This is a genomic window from Blautia sp. HCP3S3_C12 (genome assembly GCF_052064155.1).
Taxonomy (GTDB): domain Bacteria; phylum Bacillota; class Clostridia; order Lachnospirales; family Lachnospiraceae; genus Blautia_A.
Genome location: NZ_JBQHWC010000023.1, coordinates 1 through 19,331 on the forward strand (window position 1 = coordinate 1; position 19,331 = coordinate 19,331).

The window sequence follows — 19,331 nt, forward strand, 5'->3', positions numbered from 1 at the left end:
GTGCAATTTTAATTTATATTGAACGCTCACAAGAGCATATCAATCTTTTTCTCATCAGATTAGATTATCCGAGTTTTCGGACAGTCTCCCCCGTTTCAACGTTGCATTAAAGCAGGCCAGAGCACCGGCGCAGACTGCTATTGCCAGCAAAATAGCCATCAACAGCACCCTTGCTCTTTTTTTCTTGTTATATGGCTTTTTCACAATGTTTCCTTTCCGTTACACCCTGTGAGATAAGTATCCTTTAAAAATAATCATAGCCTCCATGGATGTCCACAATACTTCCATTCATATAATGATTAGTCAGGATACTGTAAGCCATATCTGCCACGTCCTTAATCTCACCGAAACGATGGAGGGCGATCTTACGGTTAATGCGGTCGTAGCTCTCCTGGGTACGGTTCTCATGCCATGGAGTCTGAATAAATCCCGGTGCTATGGCATTGACCCTGACTCCCTTTGGCTCAAATTCCTTTACCAGCGACTTGGTAAGGAAATGAATGGCTGCCTTGGTCACTCCATATACTACAGATGAAGAATATGCCTGCCGTCCTGCGTAAGAACCCATAAAAAGGACACTGCCGCCCTCTGTCATCACCGGCATAAATTCCTTGATCATAAATACCGGTATAGACAGATTGGTATTTACAATATGGTTCCATTCTTCAAAGGTATAGTCCTGAAATTTATCATAGGTGCTGATTCCCGCATTGCTGATGAGCCAGTCTACATGTCCTGCGCGGCTCTTCACTTCCTGCACAAAAGCCATCATATCCTCATAGGAAGACATATCAGCCTTCAAAATGATCAGTTTTTCCTGTTCCTCCGGGCTCAGACTCTCCCAAAATGCATTAGCCTTCCCGGCATTATGAGCATATGTGGCAAAGATCAGGTCATCCCTGTCTGCATTTGCCAGTACCTTCTCCACAATCCCCCGTCCAATTCCGGAGGTACCTCCTGTAATTACAGTTACTCTATTCATAACGTATCTATCCTCTATTCTCCCTCTATCAATGTGATGAACGCCCTCGCCCTTATATTCAGCTTATAGTGCCATCAGATGGTCATACACACTTTTCGGCGCATATGGCTGCTGGTTATGGATGGGCTCACCCAGACAGGTTTTTGGATAAGCGAAGGTTCCATGCTCCAGCATAACTTCCAGAAGCTTTGGTCCCGGTCCCTCCATAAACTGCGGAGCCTCCTCTTTTACATCCTCACAGTGCATACGGCAGGAAGAGATTCCATATGCTGCTGCCACCTTTGAAAAATCGCAGGATGCAAATCCGCATCCATCTGTAGTTCCTGCAAAAAGACAGTCAAAGTAATCTCTCTGGAGATGGCGTATCATACCAAGTGCCTCATTGTTCATCACCATAATTTTCACCGGCAGATTTTCACGTTTTACCCATTCCAGCTCCTGGATATTCATCTGAAAAGCTCCGTCCCCACAGATGCAGGCAGTTGGTTTCCCGGTGGCATAGTAAGCTCCGATGGCTGCAGGAAGAGCATAGCCCATGGCTCCATGTCCGCCGGAAAAAAGCAATTTCTGGCCTTCGCGGTTTTTGAAGGACTGATAACTCCACACCATATGCTGTCCTACATCCACTGCGATGGCACCTGTATCCTTAAGCATATCACTGAGCTCCCCGATCATACGGTTAGGATATCTCTCAGGAAGGGCATCATCCACTGCCTGAAGATTCTCCTTGATTTCATTGCATACCACCATCCAGTCACTGATACCCTCCTGCTCTCTGCAAGGCACTTTATCCAATGCCTGGATCAGGGTACCTGTTTCCGCCAGGATCTTGATCTCATTTTCTCCATTTTCGTGAATATTCCTCTGAAGATTGTAGGGATCAAGGTCTACACGGATGATCTTCGCGCCTTTTGCAAATTCATTCACTTTGGTACCGATCTGTCTGGTACACAGTGAAATGCCGAAACACAGAAGCAGATCACTTTTGGCATTGGCGATCATGTTTGCATATCTGTGCCCATAGGCCCCTCCGATACAGCCAAAATTCTGTGGATCATCATAAGCCAGAACCGACTTGGCAAGTACACTGGTAATAATCGGAATCTGACGGCTTCTTGCAAAACGGATCAGCTTTTGCTGACTGACAGCACTGTCTACCCCATGTCCCAGCATGATCACCGGCCGTTTGGCCTGTTCCAGCTCATCACAGATTGCACGGACTGCCTCATCTGTACCATGCAGAATGTGTGCAGATGCAGTTTCCACTGCCTCTTCCATCTCAACACCACAGACATCCTCCTCAAACTCCATGTCATAAACAGGATTCTCCACTTCTCCACGCTGGATATTCATAGGCAGATCAATAAGCACCGGGCCTCTCCGTCCCGTAGTCGCAATATGATAGGCCTTGTTCAGCTCTGTCACAATATCCTCCGCATCGCGGATCTGTACTGCATACTTTGTAATAGGCTTTGCCATAGCTACAATATCTGTCTCCTGGAATCCCTGCTGGCGCAGGCCCTTGATTCCGGAATATTCATAGGTATTCAGCTGTCCTGTAAGGAAAATCACAGGAAGAGAATCATAATGAGCATCTGCCACACCACTGAGGAGATTTACAGCACCCGGGCCGCTGGTAGCGTAAGCACAGGCACATTCCTCCTTTGCCTGGGCATAACCACAGGCTGCAAAAGCAGCTCCCTGCTCATTGTAGCTGGAATGGTTCTCTGTATCCGGATTTCTCTCTATAGAATCCACCAAATGGGCGATCATCGTTCCCTGATAACCGAAAAAATGACGGATTCCTTTTTTCTGTAAAAATGCAACAACATAATCTGAAAGCTTCATAGTTTCCTCCGTTATCTGCTTCAATTTTCTGCTTTATATAATCATTCCGATCTCTTCTCTCTGCACATTCCTGCCTGTTTTCTCCAGTACATCCGTATAAATATCCAGTATCTCTATATCCTCTGCACAGATTTCACCCTTCTCCAGGCTTTTCTGCATCATCTGATAATATGGACGGAATACCTTCTCCAGAGTCATATAATCCTCGTTCTTGTACAGATTTCTGATGTAATCCTTTCGCTTCACATAAGAAAGCCCCAGGTTCATCCTTTCTCCACAAAATTCCACATAATCCCAGCACTGATTAAAATATGCTTTCATACCTTTGCTTTTACCCAGTCTGGAGAGATTTTTCTGCCGTTCCCTGCAGTATTTCTCAAAATCCTTACTGTCCTTCCAGAACTGCATATAGCTGACTCTGGCGCTGACCACCAGACGGGCAGGAACCATATAACGAGGTTCTGTCATATTTCGCCAGCCTTTTCCATAGCTTATATTCAGATAGGTCTCCACATCCCCAGGAGCAGGAAAGGATTCCTCCTCCAGCACAACCTGACAGGTGTTTTCAAAAACAGCAACGGGATAACTGTGACTTTTCCTGCCATTCATCAGGGTATATACCTCTGTGGGATTCTCCTGCTGTTTCTTGCATAAACTATTGTAGATTCCTGCTGCCACCTGATTTCTGCCCTCAATTGCACACAGAAATTTCATCCAGGCCTTGCTCCAGGTAAATTCTGTATCCCTGACTGCATTGCCCGGTGCATGGATCTGGCGCCACTCTGCTTCTTTTTTTATCAGACGGTTCTCCCTGTGTTCAGATGCTGCCGGGATCCGCAGGGGCAGAATATTGATCCCCAGTCCCGGATAAGCATAATCTCTGGTTCTGTCCAGATCAATACATACTGTATCGGTGTTCTCATATCTCAGATAAAAGCCCGGAAAATATTTGTGGGTTTTCATAGATTCCAGCGCCCTGTGTTCTCCCGGATCCTCCTCCACTGCCTGACAAAACCGCTCCATATCCGGAACCCGCATAAGCACAGCTCCTGACTGAGGATTCTGAGGAAAATTGCCTCCCTGCACAGCGCACCAGGTAAGGCGAGGGGAAAGATAGTATTTTATATTATGCTTCCGGCAGATCTCATCTACCTCTTTCAACAGCGAAAAAATCACTTTTTGCTTTTTGTTCAACTTTATACAGCCTTTCTTTTATGGATTCATAATGTCTTCACCAGCCCCTGTTATCTATACCAGACGGGCTGCCAGTGCCTGTATCTCTTCCAGAGTTCCATATTTACCCAGCCAGCTGTTCATTGCAGGCAGCATGTCTGCATTCTTTCCAAAGTTACGGATCTGGCGGCTTCCATTGTCCAGATCACTGATAATGATCCGGTACAGCTCTGTTTTCAGATAAGGCGGAACTGTATATTCCAATGCTTTCCTATAATTTTCAAAAGCTTCTCTGGTCTGTCCCTGTTTGCTGCGGATATCTCCCACCAGCTTATACACATAAGGCTTTTCCTCCTTATGGATCTGGCGGCTCCGCACCTTCTCAGCCAGCCATTCCAGCTCACTTTCCTCGCTGATGCATGCCAGATCTGCCCTGAGTGCAGCAAGCTCTCCTGGATACCCCAGACGTTTCCAGGCTTTCGCCAATGCTTTCCTGTACCCTGGATTCTGCTCTTTTTTATCACCGGTACCCATAGGCACCTCTGTTTTTTCCAGGATTTCCCTGATCAGCTTCTCAATCTGGCTCTGGGTACGGACACAGGAACTCTTTGCCAGATACCAGCCGGCACGGATATCTTCATCCTCAGGCATGATCTTCTGCCACATTTCCATGGTCTGCAGAGCTTCTGTCCGCTGTCTGCTGCCGATCATTTCCTCACAGTTCCTGAGTATCTGCCCTTTATAAGGCCGGAACAATTTGTCCATTTCCAGCCACACAAATCCGTTGGCAGTATTCTCCTTCACTCTGGCATAAAGCTGTAAAGCCTTCTGTCCGTTTCCCTTCATCCACAGGATGTCTGCCAGATACTTCATAAAATATCCATCCTCCGGAAAAAACCGCAAGGCTTTCTCCAGAAACTGCTCTGCCTCCTGCAGGTTCTCCCCTGTCTTTTCCATCAGAAGCCTGCATTTAAGCTTCATCAGACCGGGATGACCGGGATATTTTTCCAGAAGCTCCTCACAAAGCTTCCTGCATTCATCCATATGCCCTGCTTCATAATGCTCCAGACCTTTGCGAAACAGGAGGATATCTGTTTTCAGACTCTCCATCTCTCCTGTGAGATGGTCTGCCTTTTCCCTGATTTCCAGCATACGGAAGGCTTTGGAAATCCGTTCTGTATAAAAGAGGGTTTTTACTGCTGCCAGGAACACCTCATCCGGAATATCCACCAGCACCGGATGATAATATGCATAAATATGGTCAAAATCCTCCCTGCCAATAAAATCAGGGCTAAGCTGTGCCTTATAATATGCAACAAAAAGATTTCCCAGTTTCCGATAGGCACCCTTTTCCATCAATTCCTGCAGATTCAGTCCAGATTCCCGGATGGCTTCCCTGAGATCTGCTGCCACACAGCCAGCCTTGTATTCCAGACCTTTGTGGCTGACCCTGTGATTCTCTCTGGCAATACGCATATTGTACAGCTTCTGTCTGATGGCATTTCTGTTCAGTCTGCCCCTGTTCACACCAGACATGTAATCCTCCCGGAATTCCTTATAGGTAGCCCCTTCCACGCACACAGTCCGATGTCCCTCACGTTCCGCATATGCCGGCATATAAGACCACTCATCTCCATAATACTGAGTCAGATATTCACTGCAGTGGTTGGGGATCATTACTTTCAGTCCCTGGAAGGTTCCCTCTTTTGCCGGGAAAAAGGTCTCCTTGTCAAAGAGAGAGGGACAGCCTGCCCAGCCCATGGCATAACGGTCGCAATCCTCCTCTTTATATGAAAACATAAGCTTCTCCAGCTTGCTCAGTGTTCTGTCTTTGCCCAGAAAAAGATAGGAATACAGATATTTCCGGTACAAGGAAACAGGAATCTCCCATCTGTCACTATAGCTTGCCGAAATATTCAAAAGATCTGAATAGATCATAAAATATGTCCGGTATTTCTCATATTCTCTGTCGTCAGAAGGGATGGGATCCAAGGTAAATACATCGATCACCTCTCCCGCCACATCTTTGCCTGCAATCTGACTTCTGTGGATCGCACAGGTATCTGCCGATGCATATCTGGAATAGGAATTGGTATAATGTCTGTCTGCCTGCGAGCACTGGATGGCTCTCTCCGGCGGCAGATCTCTTTTGCAGATCTCTACAAACTTCTCCCAGTCCGGTCTGGGCATATACAAATCTATGGCATCGTCCCAGGGCACAAATCCCTCATGGCGCAGGGCTCCAATCAGGGAGCCTCCTGCCAGAACATACCTCAGATCATGTTCTCTGCAGATTTCATCAACCTCCCGAAGAAGCTTCAGGAGATATTTTTGTTTTTCTGTCATGAATTATCCTTTCTGATTGATCGTCTCCAGTATTTCAATCAATTTCACTGACTCATCATAAAAAAGTCTGGTGCATTCTGTTCTCTTGTCTCTGATCATGATCATCAGCTCCTGAAGGAGATAACGGAAACCATTTCCCTCAAAATTAAAGCTATACCGTTTCAGGAATTCCTTTCCCGCAATATTTGCTTCAAAATATCCCGTATTCCACCAGTCATTGGGTACGGTAACTCTTCCGTTACTTCCAATGATCACCAGTTCATCCTCCACATCCACAGTGGTTCCGATCTCAATGGTGGCCAGAGCTGTTTTATATTTCATAGTGATCATATCGTAAACAAAATCTCCATTCCTGTCAGTCACTGCATTGGTATTGACCTCCAGGCAATTCTTTCCTAACAGCTTGATCACTGCACAGATGGCATGGATCACAGTCTCATTAAAAGGCTTTCCTCCCTCAAAATCATCCTGGGAAATGGCACATTTCACACTGACCAGATCACCCACCAGATTACTGTGTACCAGCCATACCAGCTGATTGAATGCCCTGAGATATACTAAGGTCAGCCGTTCGATCAGTACCACATTGTTATCTTTTGCCATCTGGAAAAGGGTGCGCAGCTTATCCGGTGAAAGAACAGCCGGACTGTCACTGATCACATATTTTCCTTTCTCAATAGCTTTCCGGATATATTCTTCCCTGTCTGCCTGCCTGCATTTGATATACACAATATCCACATCTGACAGGAACTCCTCATAATCATTCCACCAGGAGTCCAGTTCATACTTATCACAAAAATCCCTGGCAACCTCCTCTGTCTCTGAGAATACTCTCTCTACATGGACACCACTGACATATTTGGACTCCTGTACAAAGCCATTGTCCTGAATATCATCGGTGACAATTCCCATGTTAAAGATGATCCCTTCACTTCTCAGCTTGGTACTGGAAATATTCTTGGTACGCTCCAGGTATACCACATCGCAGTAATTTTTCAGATAATCGAATTTTCCTCTCCAGTCAGAACCAACTACCAGAACATCAATATCATATTTAATGATGTCGCTGACCTTCTGACCCTGATATTCTTCAATAATAATCTCATCAGCCAGTCCGGTCCTGCGTACATTTTCGATTCTCTTGATCAGGCTGTCCCTCACATTAAGCTTCCCTCGCTCAATATCAAAGCTCTCGCTGGTAACACCTACGATCAGGTAATCCCCCAAAGCCTTCGCTCTTTTGATAATATTATAATGGCCCTTGTGAAACAGATCAAAGGTACCATATGTGATTACTTTTTTCATGATATAACCCCGCACTCTCCCTGTTATGCCTCTTCCGGCACTGTTCATCCGGAGGCAAACCATACTAATTTGAATCTAACGTTACTGTTCACTCCGTTCCCAGCAACACGCTTCGCGATGCACAGAATTTATGCTAATCGCATAAATTCGCGCGGTATGTCTCGGGTTTTCTGTGACCTTCGCTCACAAAAAACACCTCGCGGGATATTACCAATGAACAGTAACAATCTAACATCTTTTCTGATTATAGCATAGATGAAGCAATATGTCATTCGTATGTTACAGACACAATTTATTTTTATGAAAAATATAAAAGCCCCAAAAACGGAAATCCCTACCGCCTTCAGAGCTTATTTTCTGCATTTTATAAATGTTTATCCAGATCATTTCCTGTACTTTCCAGGAGATCACTACTTTTAATTTTCCTTGTGGTAGCTTCCAGCTCCTCGATCAGCTCCTCCAGAGACATTTCTCTTTCAGCTTCTTCAAGTTCCTCAGCCGGCATGTCGTCCATGTTATCCTCTTCAATATCCAGCTCATAGCCCGCCACCTGACTGAAGCCCTCCTGTCTGTCTGCATCTGTGCTTCCGCTCTCCTCATCCAGGTCAATGGTCTGTGTATGTGACTTCTGCTGCTCATTACCCGTCTCCAGAGTTGCAGCTAATTCCTCAATAGCCCTTTTCCTGCGGAGCATTTCATATTTATCATCATCACTGTCATACTCCTCTTCCAGACCTTCATCCTTAACTGTTTTATCCTTCTTAAACAGGATAAAGGCAATCAGGTTCAGAATGCCTGTATAAGCCAGATCCACCGGAAGACTTCCCAGAACCAGCAGAAATACCAGAGAGACCCCCAGCAGAGTCCACACATTGGTCAGTGCAGGAATCTGCAAAATAAACAATCCGTTCATCAGGATCATGATAGGATAATGGAAGAAATAAATTCCCATTGTATGACGCCCGATATAGGTCAGGATCAGCTTCCTGTCCGGCATGATAGCCAGCATTGTATAAATAATAATAAAAGATACCAGATACATCAGCAGACGGATCACAATCCCTTCCGGATCCTCCAGCCCGCAAAGCTTATAGCTGTGATTGGCACGGAAAATAGCAACTCCCATTTCATTTGTGATCATATAATTGGGTATTGCCCACAAAAGAACTGCCGAAATAGGAATCAACAGCCATTTTTGTCTGAAGCGGCGCACTGCTGTGATATATTCACTTTTCCACAGATATCCGGCTACAAAGAACGGGAAAAATACCACAATCCTGGATGCGGATAAAAAGGTGGAAAACTCTGGCCTGGTACCTGCCCAGAGAGCAAAAATAATACTCAGGGGTACGATAAACCGAATCTGTCCAAATCCCTCCACTGTCAATCTGTATACAAAAAGTGCAAGCACATACCACATAACTGTACCGGTAGGCCTGAGAATCTCATAATCTACAGACCTTCCCAACCAGATCTGAGAATACCAGGTCAGACTGTAACCCAGAATATAGGGTATCAGCAGATTCTTGACATTTTTCATAACATTCTGCGGTTTCTTGGACAGATAGCCGGATATAAAAATAAATGCAGGCATGTGGAAAATCGTAATTGCATACCAGATATACCTTACTACAATGTCTACTTTTACAAGATTAAATGCAATAATGTGATTGAATACTACCAGAAAAATAAGTAATACCTTTACATTATCTATCAGGTAGGAATACGGCACAGCCGCCCTGTCTGCTTTCAGTTTCATAATTTTATAAACTTTCCTTCTTTTTTCTGACTTTTTATTCTGTGCACATCATAACATAATTTTATAAATTTTGGAATAGAAATTTAAGGAAAGTGTTATATATGATGTGGCCCGGTTAAAAATATTTCCGGATTCCGTGAACTGCATAGGAAACAAAAAACAGGCAGCTTTTCACATGTCCATAACCGGCATAGCGGTAAACCCTGTATGTCATAGCTGCTGATTTCAGCTTGTTTCTGGATTTTCCCCCTTCACTGAGACGGTATTTCAGGTAGGGCCGGTTGACTCCTCCTGCACAGCCATATTTCCGCAGAACCTTCAGCCAGGTAATATAATCCTCATGGCTGTCATCATGCTCCATAGGAAATTCCAGGGCAGCCTCCCTTCGGATCACCACAGAAGAACAATTGATACTGTTGTGCTTCAGCAGATCTCTGTACAGGATTTTTTCTTTTACAGGTATATACCGGCCGGTGTCTGTACCGTCCGCCTCCATCAGTTCCCTGCCTGTGGAACATAATACATACCCGGTTTTCTCCAGAAGCTCCAGCTGAGCTGTCAGCTTTCCCTCTTCCCACCAGTCATCTGCATCCAGAAAAGCAATGTATTCCCCTCTGGCTTCCTGCACTCCACGATTCCTGGACCTGGCCGCTCCCATATTTTCTTTATTCTTTAGATACCGAAAGTCCTCTCTGCCCTCATAGGCAGACAGGACTTTCTCTGTATGATCTGTGGAACCGTCATCTATGACCAGAAGCTCTGTAGCAACCTTCTGGGCAAAGACTGATTCCACAGCCTGTTTAATATATTTTTCTCCGTTATAAACCGGCATGATCACAGATACCTGTGGTTTATTCATATTTTTTCTCCCCTCTGCTGTCCGGCTCCTTCATCAGTTCCGGAACCTCTGCTGTATCTGAGATTTTCTCTGCTCCGGATGTTTTCAGGGCATTGATCTGTCTGTCATCCACGCCCTCGGAAACCTCTTTCTGGAAAAAGATTTTCACTGTCATGAAAATCAGCTTAATATCCAGCAGAAAAGAATAATTCTCAATATAAAACAGATCCAGCTTCAGTTTATCATATGGCGTCGTATTATATTTACCGTAAACCTGGGCATACCCGGTAAGTCCTGCCTTTACCTTCAGACGGTAATAAAACTCCGGAAGCTCTTTCTCATACTCCTCCATAATGGTCTTACGCTCAGGGCGAGGACCAACCAGGGACATATCACCTTTAAATACATTGAAAAGCTGGGGCAGTTCATCCAGGTGAAGATTTCGCAGTACATTTCCCACTGGTGTAATGCGGGAATCATGCTTAGATGCCAGCCGGGCACCGTTTTTCTCTGAGTCTACGCACATACTGCGGAATTTACAGATCTTGAATTCCCTTCCATGCAGGGTAAGACGATCCTGAAAATAAAATACGGGCCCTCTGTCGTATGCTTTTACTGCTATGGCAATAATAAGCATGATCGGGGAGGTGAGAATGATCCCCACACCAGAAACCAAAATGTCCAACAGTCTCTTTGCAGCCCTCTGATCTATAGAAAGCCCCATATTTCTGGACATAAGAAGAGGAGTATCAAACAGATGGATCCTGTCACTGCCCATCAATATAATATCTGAAATCTTTGGACTGATATAGCATCGGATGGAATGGGAGAAACAATATTTCAAATAGCGGTTTCTCATTGCTGAAGGAAGATCCCAGATGATCACTCCATCATAATCCGCCATCATCCGGTGGATTTCTTCCTCACCCACACTGGCATGTACCTTGCCGCTGATATCATATTTATCTCTTCTTGAATTCATTTTGTGGATCAGGTCATCCCCCGGATCCCTGTCTCCGTAGATAACCAGCAGCTTCCTGGCACGGTACAGCCTGGAATAAATATAACGGGAACCCCAGATCCATACAATGGAAACTATAAGCTGGATCCCTGTCATCTCTATCATTGGCCATGCTTCCAGGAACCATCTGTTGATCAAAGTAATCTGCAGATATTCCACCACATTGGTACACAGAAGTGCCAGAGTCAGGGAATAAAATACATCGATCCGCTTCAGATATCCAACCTTCAGTCCTCCGTATAACTTGGAAAACAGTCCAAACAGCAAACCATAAATAGCGATCAATACCCAGTTACCCTTACGCCAGAAGGGCTTATTGATCTGTCCTCTGTAAATGTTGTACCAGACATAAGCAAAAATTGCCATCTGAGCCAGCACGATCAGGCTGGCCATCAAAAATATAATAAAACGTTTATAATCTTCTCTCTTACTCACAAAATACCTCTAATCATTTTTGTACGGATTTCATAACTGTTCAGGTAACAAACCATATATTTTAATGATTGTGGCCGTCACTTTGCCCTACATTATAGCCCAAGATATATATTACGTCCACCTGTTTTTATTAATTTTGTGCATACTTACAAATCCTGATTTTTTCACTTTTCCCTGGTCATTTGTATATAGTGCATAATTTTTCTTCGAATTTTCACTTTTTCTACCGAAAATTTTACATATTTTTTTCATAAACCTCTGGTAATGTTAATTAAAAAATTGTATAATGTGTTTAGTAAAAGAAAGCGAGGGTTACTATTATGAAACAAAATAGTATGTTGGCTATGATTCTGGCCGGCGGACGTGGCAGCCGTCTCCATGATTTAACCAATAAAGTAGCAAAACCAGCTGTAGCTTACGGCGGTAAATATCGTATCGTAGACTTTCCATTAAGTAACTGTGCCAACAGTGGTATTGATGTAGTAGGTGTGCTTACACAGTATGAATCCATTCAGCTGAACAGCTATGTTGCAGCCGGCGGACGCTGGGGTCTGGATGCCAAAGACAGTGGTGTCTATGTTCTTCCTCCCCGTGAGAAGGCTGACGAAAATCTGAATGTATATCGTGGAACCGCAGATGCGATTTCCCAGAATATCGATTTCATCGATAAATTTGATCCTGAATATGTTCTGGTTCTTTCCGGAGATCATATTTACAAAATGAACTATGACAAAATGCTGGTAGCTCATAAGGAAGCCAATGCTGACGCAACCATCGCAGTTATTGAGGTTCCTATGAAGGAGGCCAGCCGTTTTGGTATCATGAACACAGATGAATCCGGACGTATTGTAGAATTCGAGGAAAAGCCGGAGCATCCAAAGAGTAATCTTGCATCTATGGGTATCTATATTTTTACATGGAAGCTTCTTCGCAAAATACTTATGGCAGATATCAAGAATCCAGATTCCAACCATGATTTTGGTAAAGATATCATCCCTACTATGCTTAACGATGGAAAGACACTTTATGCATATAAATTCAAAGGTTACTGGAAAGATGTAGGAACCATTGATTCTCTCTGGGAAGCTAATATGGATCTGTTAAGCTCCAAGAATGAACTCGACCTGGGTGATCCATCCTGGAAAATTTATACTGAGGACGTTACTGCTCTTCCACAGTACATCAGTACAGAAGCAGATGTAAAGGATGCCTATATTACACAGGGCTGTGTGGTTCAGGGCGAAGTAAAACACTCTGTTCTCTTTACAGGTGTTAAAGTTGGTGTCGGTGCAAAGGTTATCGACAGCGTACTGATGCCAGGTGCTATTGTAGAAGACGGCGCTGTAGTTCAGCGCGCACTGGTAGCAGGTGGTATCCGTATCGGTAAGGGAGCTGTTGTGGGTGATTCAGGCAGCGAAAACATTGCGCTTATCGCAAAACGTGTAAAGGGGGCAGAATAATATGTATAAGGCATTTGGAATCGTAAGCTCTTCCGGGAGAAATATTTATGTAGATGGAATGCAGGATTTCCGCCCCATCGGCGCATTTTCCTTCCTTGGCAGATACAGAGTCATTGACTTCCCTATCTCCAATATGACTAACAGTAACATTGACCGCATCCAGGTTTATATTAACAATAAACCACGTTCCATTGTAGAGCACGTTGGAACAGGCCGTCATTATAACATTAACTCAAAGAGCGGCAGACTTCAGCTTCTGTTCTCTGAGCACAATAATAATAATGATATTTATAATACCGATATTTCCTGCTATATGGATAATATGGAATCTCTGAGCAGAATGAACCATCCATATGTTGTTGTTGCTCCCAGCTATATGGTTTATTCTATTGATTTTGACCAGTTTATACATACACATATCGAATCCGGTGCAGATGTTACCATGCTTTATCACGCAGTTGATAATGCAAAGGAAGCATATCTCACTTGTAATATCCTGGAACTGAACCGTCAGAAGGGTGTTGAATCCATCGGTGCCAACCATGGTAATAAGAAAAACCAGAATATTTATATGGATACCTGCGTTATGAAAACAGAGCTTTTCATCAGCCTGATCAAAGAAGCCAAGAAGCTTTCTTCCATGTATACTCTGGCAGATATCCTGAAAGCAAATTGCGGTACTCTGGATATCCGCGGCGTTGCACATAAGGGCTTCTTCGCAAGTATCACAGATTTCCCAAGTTACTATGATGCAAACATGAATCTTCTGGATTACAAAGCAGCTCAGGAGCTTTTCCATGATAACTGGCCAATTTATACACGTACCAATGACTCCTGCCCGACTCAGTATTTCGATACAGCAGAAGTAAAGAATTCAGTAATCTCCAACGGATGCCAGATTGAAGGTACTGTTGAAAATTCAGTAATCGGACGTGGCTGCGTGATCAAAAAAGGCGCTGTTGTCAAAAACAGTGTTGTTCTCGCTGAAGTTACAGTTGGCGAGGGTGTTCACGTAGAAAATGAAGTAGTTGATAAATGGGCTCGACTTGTTCATGAAAAAGAAATTGTTTCCCCGGCTGACCAGCCTGGTTATATCCGCAGAGGGGATACCCTCTAAAAGGAACTTCACGGAATTTTCACAATTTGGGGGTTGATTTTAGGAAGTTGGGTGTTATAATACAGGTGTAACAAAGATAAGAGACAAGCAAACAACTGAATACTTAAAAATACTTAACACCACCTGATGAATGAAAGATAGTGTCAAGCGTGTCACCTCAGCTGTAAAATGGAGGAAAAGTCAAATGAATACTTTAAAAGCTGAAACAAGAACAATGGACACAAAGGCCAAGAGATTAAGAAGAGAAGGATACGTTACAGGTAATGTATTTGGCAGGGAGATTGAGGGTTCTCTTCCTGTTAAGATTGAAAGATCTAACGTAGAAAAACTTCTCAAGACTAGCAACAAGGGCAGTCAGATTATGCTGGATGTGGATGGTCAGTCTTATGATGTATTGATCAAGGAGATTCAGTTCAATCCGTTAAAGGGACAGGTGGATGAAATAGATTTCCAGGCACTGGTAAGCAACGAGAAGGTACATTCCGTAGCTGAGGTCGTACTTGTAAACCATGATAAACTGGCCGCCGGTGTATTACAGCAGCATTTGGAAGAGATTTCTTTCAAGGCTCTGCCATCTGCACTGGTTGACAAGGTTATGGTTGATGTTGGTGATATGAAGATCGGTGATGTGATCAAGGTCAGAGATCTTGCTATCGCTCAGGACAAGGATGTAGACCTGAAGACAGATCTTGATGCCGCAGTCGTATCCGTATCCGCAGTTCACGTAGATCCGGCTCTGGAAGCTGAAGAGGAAGAAGCTGCTGAGGAAGAAGCTAAGTAAATTTCAAAATTATGTATTTTTAAAGGGGTTCTCACATTTTCATGTGGAACCCCTTTATTGTTATCTGTCTGGAAAATAATTACGATCTGTTAAATAATCACATCTATTATACTTCTGCTCACTTCATCTTCATCAGCTCTCTTCTGGCAAAAATAATAGCCAGAGCAAATGCTGCTGCATCTGCGATCGGTCCTGCATACATAACACCGTCAATTCCCATAAACAGAGGGAAGAGCACGATCAACGGCAGGAGAAAGATCACCTGTCTGGTGAGAGACATAACAACACCCAGCTTTGCTTTTCCTATAGAAGTAAAAAATCCGGATGACATTGGCTGGATTCCGTTTGCGAAAGTCATAAACATATAAATCTTCAGATAGCGCTCTGCAAACTGGAAATACAGATCACTTCCTGTGCCAAAGATTCCCACGATCTGATGGGGAAACAGCTGGAAACACAGGAAAAAGCCGGTAGCAATAACTGTACAGGCAGTTACAGAATACCTATAGGTCTGACGCACCCTAGAATATTTTTCTGCCCCATAGTTAAATCCCCAGATTGGCTGACAGCCCTGGGAAATTCCGATACAGATGGCCATAAATACCTGATTTACCTTGGAAATAACACCAACACAGGCAATGGGAATATCACTTCCATATATAGAAGCTGCCCCATAATACCGCAGAATATTATTCAGAACGATCTGCACCAGAGCCATTGCAATCTGATTGATACAGGATGCCAGACCCAAGGCGGTAATCGCTTTCAGATAATGTAACCGTGGCTTCAACATGGATTTTTCCAGATACATTTTCCTGAATTTCCAGAAGTACACTACAACCAGAATTCCGGATACAACCTGCCCGATCACTGTAGCCCAGGCAGCTCCCTTAATTCCCCATCCAAATCCAAAGATAAACAGAGGATCCAGGATGGTATTGATCACTGCACCTGCTGTTACGCAGGCCATAGAATAGGTGGGACTTCTGTCTGCCCTGACAACATGATTTCCTCCCACAGATAAAATATAGAACGGAAGCCCCAATGCTGTGATTCCTGTATAATCCACAGCATAAGGCATAACATCCTTCGTTGCACCGAACAATGTAAGAAGGGGCTTCAGAAACAGCACCACGATCACACATAAAACTGCACCGCTGATCGCCAGAGAAGAAAGAGCAGTCCCGGCAATACCACTGGCCTTTTTTTCCCGTCCTGCCCCCATTTCCAGATTATAATTGGAAGCTCCGCCGATACCCAGGAGCAGTGCCATAGCTGTGGCAATGGTAGTCACCGGAAATGCCACATTGGTAGCTGCGTTTCCCAGCATTCCGACTCCCTGTCCGATAAAAATCTGATCCACAATATTATACATTGCACTAACCAGCATACTGATAATCGCCGGAATGGCAAATTTTCTGATCAGACCGCCTACTGGCGCTGTGCCCAGAGGATTTTCAGCCTGTATATTTTCCTTGTACTTTTCCAAGTAAATTCCTCCTAGTCAATTCCTACAAATAAAATCAAAGCTTTCTCTTCGCTACATGATCAGAACCTTGTGTGCCTGTTCACATATTTTGCTTTATATTTTGAGTACACAATGGTCTGATTCTTGTACAGTCCATAATATCCGGAAGCAGCATAGCTTATGGACACCGCAATCAGGTAAAAGGACACACCACGGAAGCCAAACATCTCAAAAGCAATCAATATAGAAGTAATCGGACAGTTTGTTACCCCACAGAATACTGCTGCCATACCACAGGCTGCACAGATTGAGGGAGAAAGTCCCAGCAGGTTTCCCATCACACATCCAAAAGTAGCCCCCACACAGAAAGAGGGAACAATCTCCCCTCCCCGGAAACCTGCACGCATGGTCAACGCTGTAAGAATGATTTTCCACAAAAATGCAAATGTATCTGTCTGTCCGGTCTCTACTGCCTTAGCGATCAGCTCTGCACCGGAACCCATATATTCATCTGTTCTCAGAAGCAGAGTAACTGCAATCACCAGACACGCTCCCACAACTACACGGATGTATGGATTTTTCAGCCATTTTGCATACAGACCTGCCACAGCATTCAGCACCATACAGAATATAATGCTTACAACCGCACATCCCACAGCTACTATCACCATTTTCAGTCCTGTTTCCAAAGACAAGGCCGGAATATCCACCACATGAAAGGATTCCGGTGTAACACCCATGCCCGCTGCAAACTGAGAGGCAATCAGAGAAGCAATCATACAGGGCATAAGAGCTGTATAATACATAACACCCACACTGACTACCTCCAGTGCAAACACAGCTGCAGCCATAGGTGTACCAAATAATGCAGAGAAAGCCGCACTCATACCACACATAACGATCACATGGCGATCTTCCTCATCCAGATGGATCCACCGCCCCAGCTGATTGGCAATACTTCCTCCCAGCTGGATCGCAGCTCCCTCTCTTCCTGCGGAACCGCCTGCCAGATGTGTCAGCGCTGTAGATATAAAAATCAAAGGTGCTGATAAAAGAGGCACATCATCCTGAGACCGGACTGTAGACAGCACCTGGTTGGTTCCTCCGTCCTCCTTACCAATTTTCTCATACAAGAATACAATGATCAGACCCATCACCGGAAGCAGAAGAAAAATCCATTCATTTGCTTTCCTGTAGGCAGTTACCCCTTTCAAAGCAAAGGAGAATAATGTACTTGCTGCCCCTGTGACACATCCAACCACTGCCGCCAGAAACAGCCATTTCACCAGATTCCCCACATCCCGTTTTATCTCCTGACCATAATATGACAGCTTTTCTTTTACCTTCTGTTCTTTTTCTTCTTCCATTTTCCTCAATACCTTTCCGCATACTGTTTACTTCCTATTTTACTATAGTTCAGCAAAAAATCCTAGTCTTCCTGTTATTGCTGTGGACAGAATATATACGGACAGCAGGAAAAAACGGCATTTACAGATTTTATTCTCTGTAAATACCGTCTGCATTTAAAAATTCTATGCATTCCTCCATCTGGTCACAGTAACAGATACACTGCTCCTGCATCTGATGAACAAATCGCCGGTTGCTTTCATCATACACTCCGATCACAAGAAAACCAGCTTCACGTGCTGTACAGGCCGCATGAAATGCATCCTCAAATACCAGCGTCTCCTCCGGTTTACACCCAATAGCCTGTGCTGCCTGCAGATAAATCTCAGGCTTATCCTTTCCTGCACCGATCTCCGAACAGGTAAGTACTGTCTGAAAATACTCTGCAGCCCCTGTTCTCTCCAGAGCTGCCAGCGCAAGTGCTCTGTTTCCGGATGTAGCAACTGCCATTGGGATACCATGATTTCTGAACCAATCCAGAACCTTCCTTACTCCTGGCTTCAACGGCACTTCCAATCTGTAAAAATCATCTACGATTTTCAACACCTCATGAATAATCTCAGACTCTGACTTCTCCAGATGATATTCTTTGCGTAGATAAGAAGCACCCTGCTCCAGGCTCATGGCATATATTTTATCACCCAGATCCTTTTCACAGGTAATCCCCAGACTTTCCAGATAAAGCTCACCGATATTATGCCATACCGGCATGGAATCCAGAAGTGTACCATCTACATCAAAAATTGCACCCTTACTTTCCATCATCTGTGAATCAGTCCTCCAGCATGCGGATTGCTTCTGCAGTCTTATTGTACTGCTCTTCTACTTTTGCAAAAAGCTCCTCACAGCCCTCTGTATCCCTGCCTCTAAGCTTCTCTGTAATATCAAAGCTTGGCTCATATAAATTATCAAATCCCAGATTCTGACATACCCCCTTCAGAGTATGGGCTGCACGGAAAGCCATTTCTCCGTCCTTCTTTGCCAGGCCATCCTTCAGCATCTGAAAGCTTCCATCTTCCAGAAACTTCTTTGCAAACTTCCTGATCAGTGCTTCATTTCTCAATCTGCCCAGTACATCTTCGTAATCTGCCCCCATCTGTTCATAACACTCTTTGATTGTCATTTGACTTTCTCCTTAATACTTATTAACCCATTCCGAGTTATACATTTGTTATAATATCCTTTAAACATCTTTGTTATTTTATCAGTTGTCTTATTTTATCACGCCATATATTCCTTCACAAGTACCGAGCTTCCAAAAATATGCAAAAAACATGTTAAAAAATCAAAAAAGAGACATCCGTATATACATATCCTACATACAAATGTCTCTTCTATGTTTTTGCTCAAAATACTATTTCTACAGATCTGCACTCACAGCCTTACATGTC

Annotated in this window: 15 protein-coding genes; 3 read left to right on the forward strand and 12 right to left on the reverse strand. The window is 44.1% G+C overall.

Annotated elements, in window-relative coordinates; genetic code table 11:
* Positions 1-244: 244 nt before the first annotated feature.
* From ACTNDS_RS14530 to ACTNDS_RS14565, 8 genes are all read right to left on the reverse strand, one after another.
* A complete protein-coding gene (locus tag ACTNDS_RS14530; protein ID WP_441036576.1) occupies positions 245-982 on the reverse strand; it encodes an SDR family NAD(P)-dependent oxidoreductase in 738 nt (245 codons plus the stop codon).
* 63 nt (positions 983-1,045) lie between these two features.
* Positions 1,046-2,830 (reverse strand): thiamine pyrophosphate-binding protein, encoded by a 1,785-nt coding sequence (locus ACTNDS_RS14535; protein WP_441036578.1) that lies wholly within the window; start codon positions 2,828-2,830, stop codon positions 1,046-1,048.
* A 33-nt stretch (positions 2,831-2,863) separates the two neighbouring features.
* Positions 2,864-4,024 (reverse strand): LicD family protein, encoded by a 1,161-nt coding sequence (locus ACTNDS_RS14540; protein WP_441036579.1) that lies wholly within the window; start codon positions 4,022-4,024, stop codon positions 2,864-2,866.
* Positions 4,025-4,078: 54 nt separating this feature from the next.
* On the reverse strand, positions 4,079-6,349 hold the full coding sequence (locus ACTNDS_RS14545; RefSeq protein ID WP_441036580.1) for a LicD family protein: 2,271 nt from the start codon (positions 6,347-6,349) through the stop codon (positions 4,079-4,081).
* 3 nt (positions 6,350-6,352) lie between these two features.
* Entirely contained in the window at positions 6,353-7,654 is a 1,302-nt protein-coding gene (locus tag ACTNDS_RS14550; protein ID WP_173743141.1) for an adenylyltransferase/cytidyltransferase family protein, read from the reverse strand.
* Positions 7,655-8,018: 364 nt separating this feature from the next.
* Positions 8,019-9,413 carry an acyltransferase family protein gene (locus ACTNDS_RS14555; protein ID WP_441036581.1) on the reverse strand — a complete coding sequence of 465 codons (1,395 nt, stop codon included), beginning with the start codon at positions 9,411-9,413 and terminating at the stop codon, positions 8,019-8,021.
* Between the two features lie 115 nt (positions 9,414-9,528).
* Positions 9,529-10,272, reverse strand: coding sequence for a glycosyltransferase family 2 protein (locus ACTNDS_RS14560; RefSeq protein WP_441036582.1), 744 nt, complete (start codon positions 10,270-10,272; stop codon positions 9,529-9,531).
* Positions 10,265-11,707 (reverse strand): sugar transferase, encoded by a 1,443-nt coding sequence (locus ACTNDS_RS14565; RefSeq protein WP_441036583.1) that lies wholly within the window; start codon positions 11,705-11,707, stop codon positions 10,265-10,267. Before ACTNDS_RS14565 ends, ACTNDS_RS14560 begins: the two co-directional genes overlap by 8 nt.
* Before the next feature lie 320 nt (positions 11,708-12,027).
* Between ACTNDS_RS14565 and ACTNDS_RS14570 the strand changes: the two genes are divergently transcribed.
* The 3 genes from ACTNDS_RS14570 to ACTNDS_RS14580 all read left to right on the forward strand — a co-directional run bounded on the left by ACTNDS_RS14570 (position 12,028) and on the right by ACTNDS_RS14580 (position 15,065).
* Positions 12,028-13,167: a glucose-1-phosphate adenylyltransferase gene (locus tag ACTNDS_RS14570; protein WP_441036584.1), complete on the forward strand. Its 1,140-nt coding sequence runs from the start codon at positions 12,028-12,030 to the stop codon at positions 13,165-13,167.
* Position 13,168: 1 nt separating this feature from the next.
* The gene (gene glgD / locus ACTNDS_RS14575; RefSeq protein ID WP_441036585.1) at positions 13,169-14,284 is read left to right on the forward strand and encodes a glucose-1-phosphate adenylyltransferase subunit GlgD; all 1,116 of its coding nucleotides are present in this window, start codon (positions 13,169-13,171) and stop codon (positions 14,282-14,284) included.
* A 184-nt stretch (positions 14,285-14,468) separates the two neighbouring features.
* The gene (locus tag ACTNDS_RS14580; RefSeq protein ID WP_441036586.1) at positions 14,469-15,065 is read left to right on the forward strand and encodes a 50S ribosomal protein L25; all 597 of its coding nucleotides are present in this window, start codon (positions 14,469-14,471) and stop codon (positions 15,063-15,065) included.
* A gap of 118 nt (positions 15,066-15,183) precedes the next feature.
* On the opposite strand, the gene ACTNDS_RS14585 is transcribed toward ACTNDS_RS14580, so the two are convergent.
* The 4 genes from ACTNDS_RS14585 to ACTNDS_RS14600 all read right to left on the reverse strand — a co-directional run bounded on the left by ACTNDS_RS14585 (position 15,184) and on the right by ACTNDS_RS14600 (position 19,063).
* Entirely contained in the window at positions 15,184-16,554 is a 1,371-nt protein-coding gene (locus ACTNDS_RS14585) for an MATE family efflux transporter (RefSeq protein WP_441036587.1), read from the reverse strand.
* 59 nt (positions 16,555-16,613) lie between these two features.
* Positions 16,614-17,900 (reverse strand): chloride channel protein, encoded by a 1,287-nt coding sequence (locus ACTNDS_RS14590; protein ID WP_441036588.1) that lies wholly within the window; start codon positions 17,898-17,900, stop codon positions 16,614-16,616.
* Positions 17,901-18,030: 130 nt separating this feature from the next.
* Positions 18,031-18,705 carry an HAD family hydrolase gene (locus tag ACTNDS_RS14595; RefSeq protein ID WP_441036589.1) on the reverse strand — a complete coding sequence of 225 codons (675 nt, stop codon included), beginning with the start codon at positions 18,703-18,705 and terminating at the stop codon, positions 18,031-18,033.
* Positions 18,706-18,712: 7 nt separating this feature from the next.
* Positions 18,713-19,063 (reverse strand): Hpt domain-containing protein, encoded by a 351-nt coding sequence (locus tag ACTNDS_RS14600; RefSeq protein WP_173743131.1) that lies wholly within the window; start codon positions 19,061-19,063, stop codon positions 18,713-18,715.
* Between the last annotated feature and the right edge of the window lie 268 nt (positions 19,064-19,331).

Excerpts from the sequence above, each read along its gene's own strand:
- ACTNDS_RS14550 (WP_173743141.1), bottom strand. The coding sequence starts at position 7,654 with ATGAAAAAAGTAATCACATATGGTACCTTTGATCTGTTTCACAAGGGC.
- ACTNDS_RS14580 (WP_441036586.1), top strand. The coding sequence starts at position 14,469 with ATGAATACTTTAAAAGCTGAAACAAGAACAATGGACACAAAGGCCAAG.
- ACTNDS_RS14590 (WP_441036588.1), bottom strand. The coding sequence starts at position 17,900 with ATGGAAGAAGAAAAAGAACAGAAGGTAAAAGAAAAGCTGTCATATTAT.
- ACTNDS_RS14545 (WP_441036580.1), bottom strand. The coding sequence starts at position 6,349 with ATGACAGAAAAACAAAAATATCTCCTGAAGCTTCTTCGGGAGGTTGAT.
- ACTNDS_RS14535 (WP_441036578.1), bottom strand. The coding sequence starts at position 2,830 with ATGAAGCTTTCAGATTATGTTGTTGCATTTTTACAGAAAAAAGGAATC.
- ACTNDS_RS14530 (WP_441036576.1), bottom strand. The coding sequence starts at position 982 with ATGAATAGAGTAACTGTAATTACAGGAGGTACCTCCGGAATTGGACGG.
- ACTNDS_RS14595 (WP_441036589.1), bottom strand. The coding sequence starts at position 18,705 with ATGATGGAAAGTAAGGGTGCAATTTTTGATGTAGATGGTACACTTCTG.
- glgD (WP_441036585.1), top strand. The coding sequence starts at position 13,169 with ATGTATAAGGCATTTGGAATCGTAAGCTCTTCCGGGAGAAATATTTAT.
- ACTNDS_RS14600 (WP_173743131.1), bottom strand. The coding sequence starts at position 19,063 with ATGACAATCAAAGAGTGTTATGAACAGATGGGGGCAGATTACGAAGAT.
- ACTNDS_RS14555 (WP_441036581.1), bottom strand. The coding sequence starts at position 9,413 with ATGAAACTGAAAGCAGACAGGGCGGCTGTGCCGTATTCCTACCTGATA.
- ACTNDS_RS14560 (WP_441036582.1), bottom strand. The coding sequence starts at position 10,272 with ATGAATAAACCACAGGTATCTGTGATCATGCCGGTTTATAACGGAGAA.
- ACTNDS_RS14570 (WP_441036584.1), top strand. The coding sequence starts at position 12,028 with ATGAAACAAAATAGTATGTTGGCTATGATTCTGGCCGGCGGACGTGGC.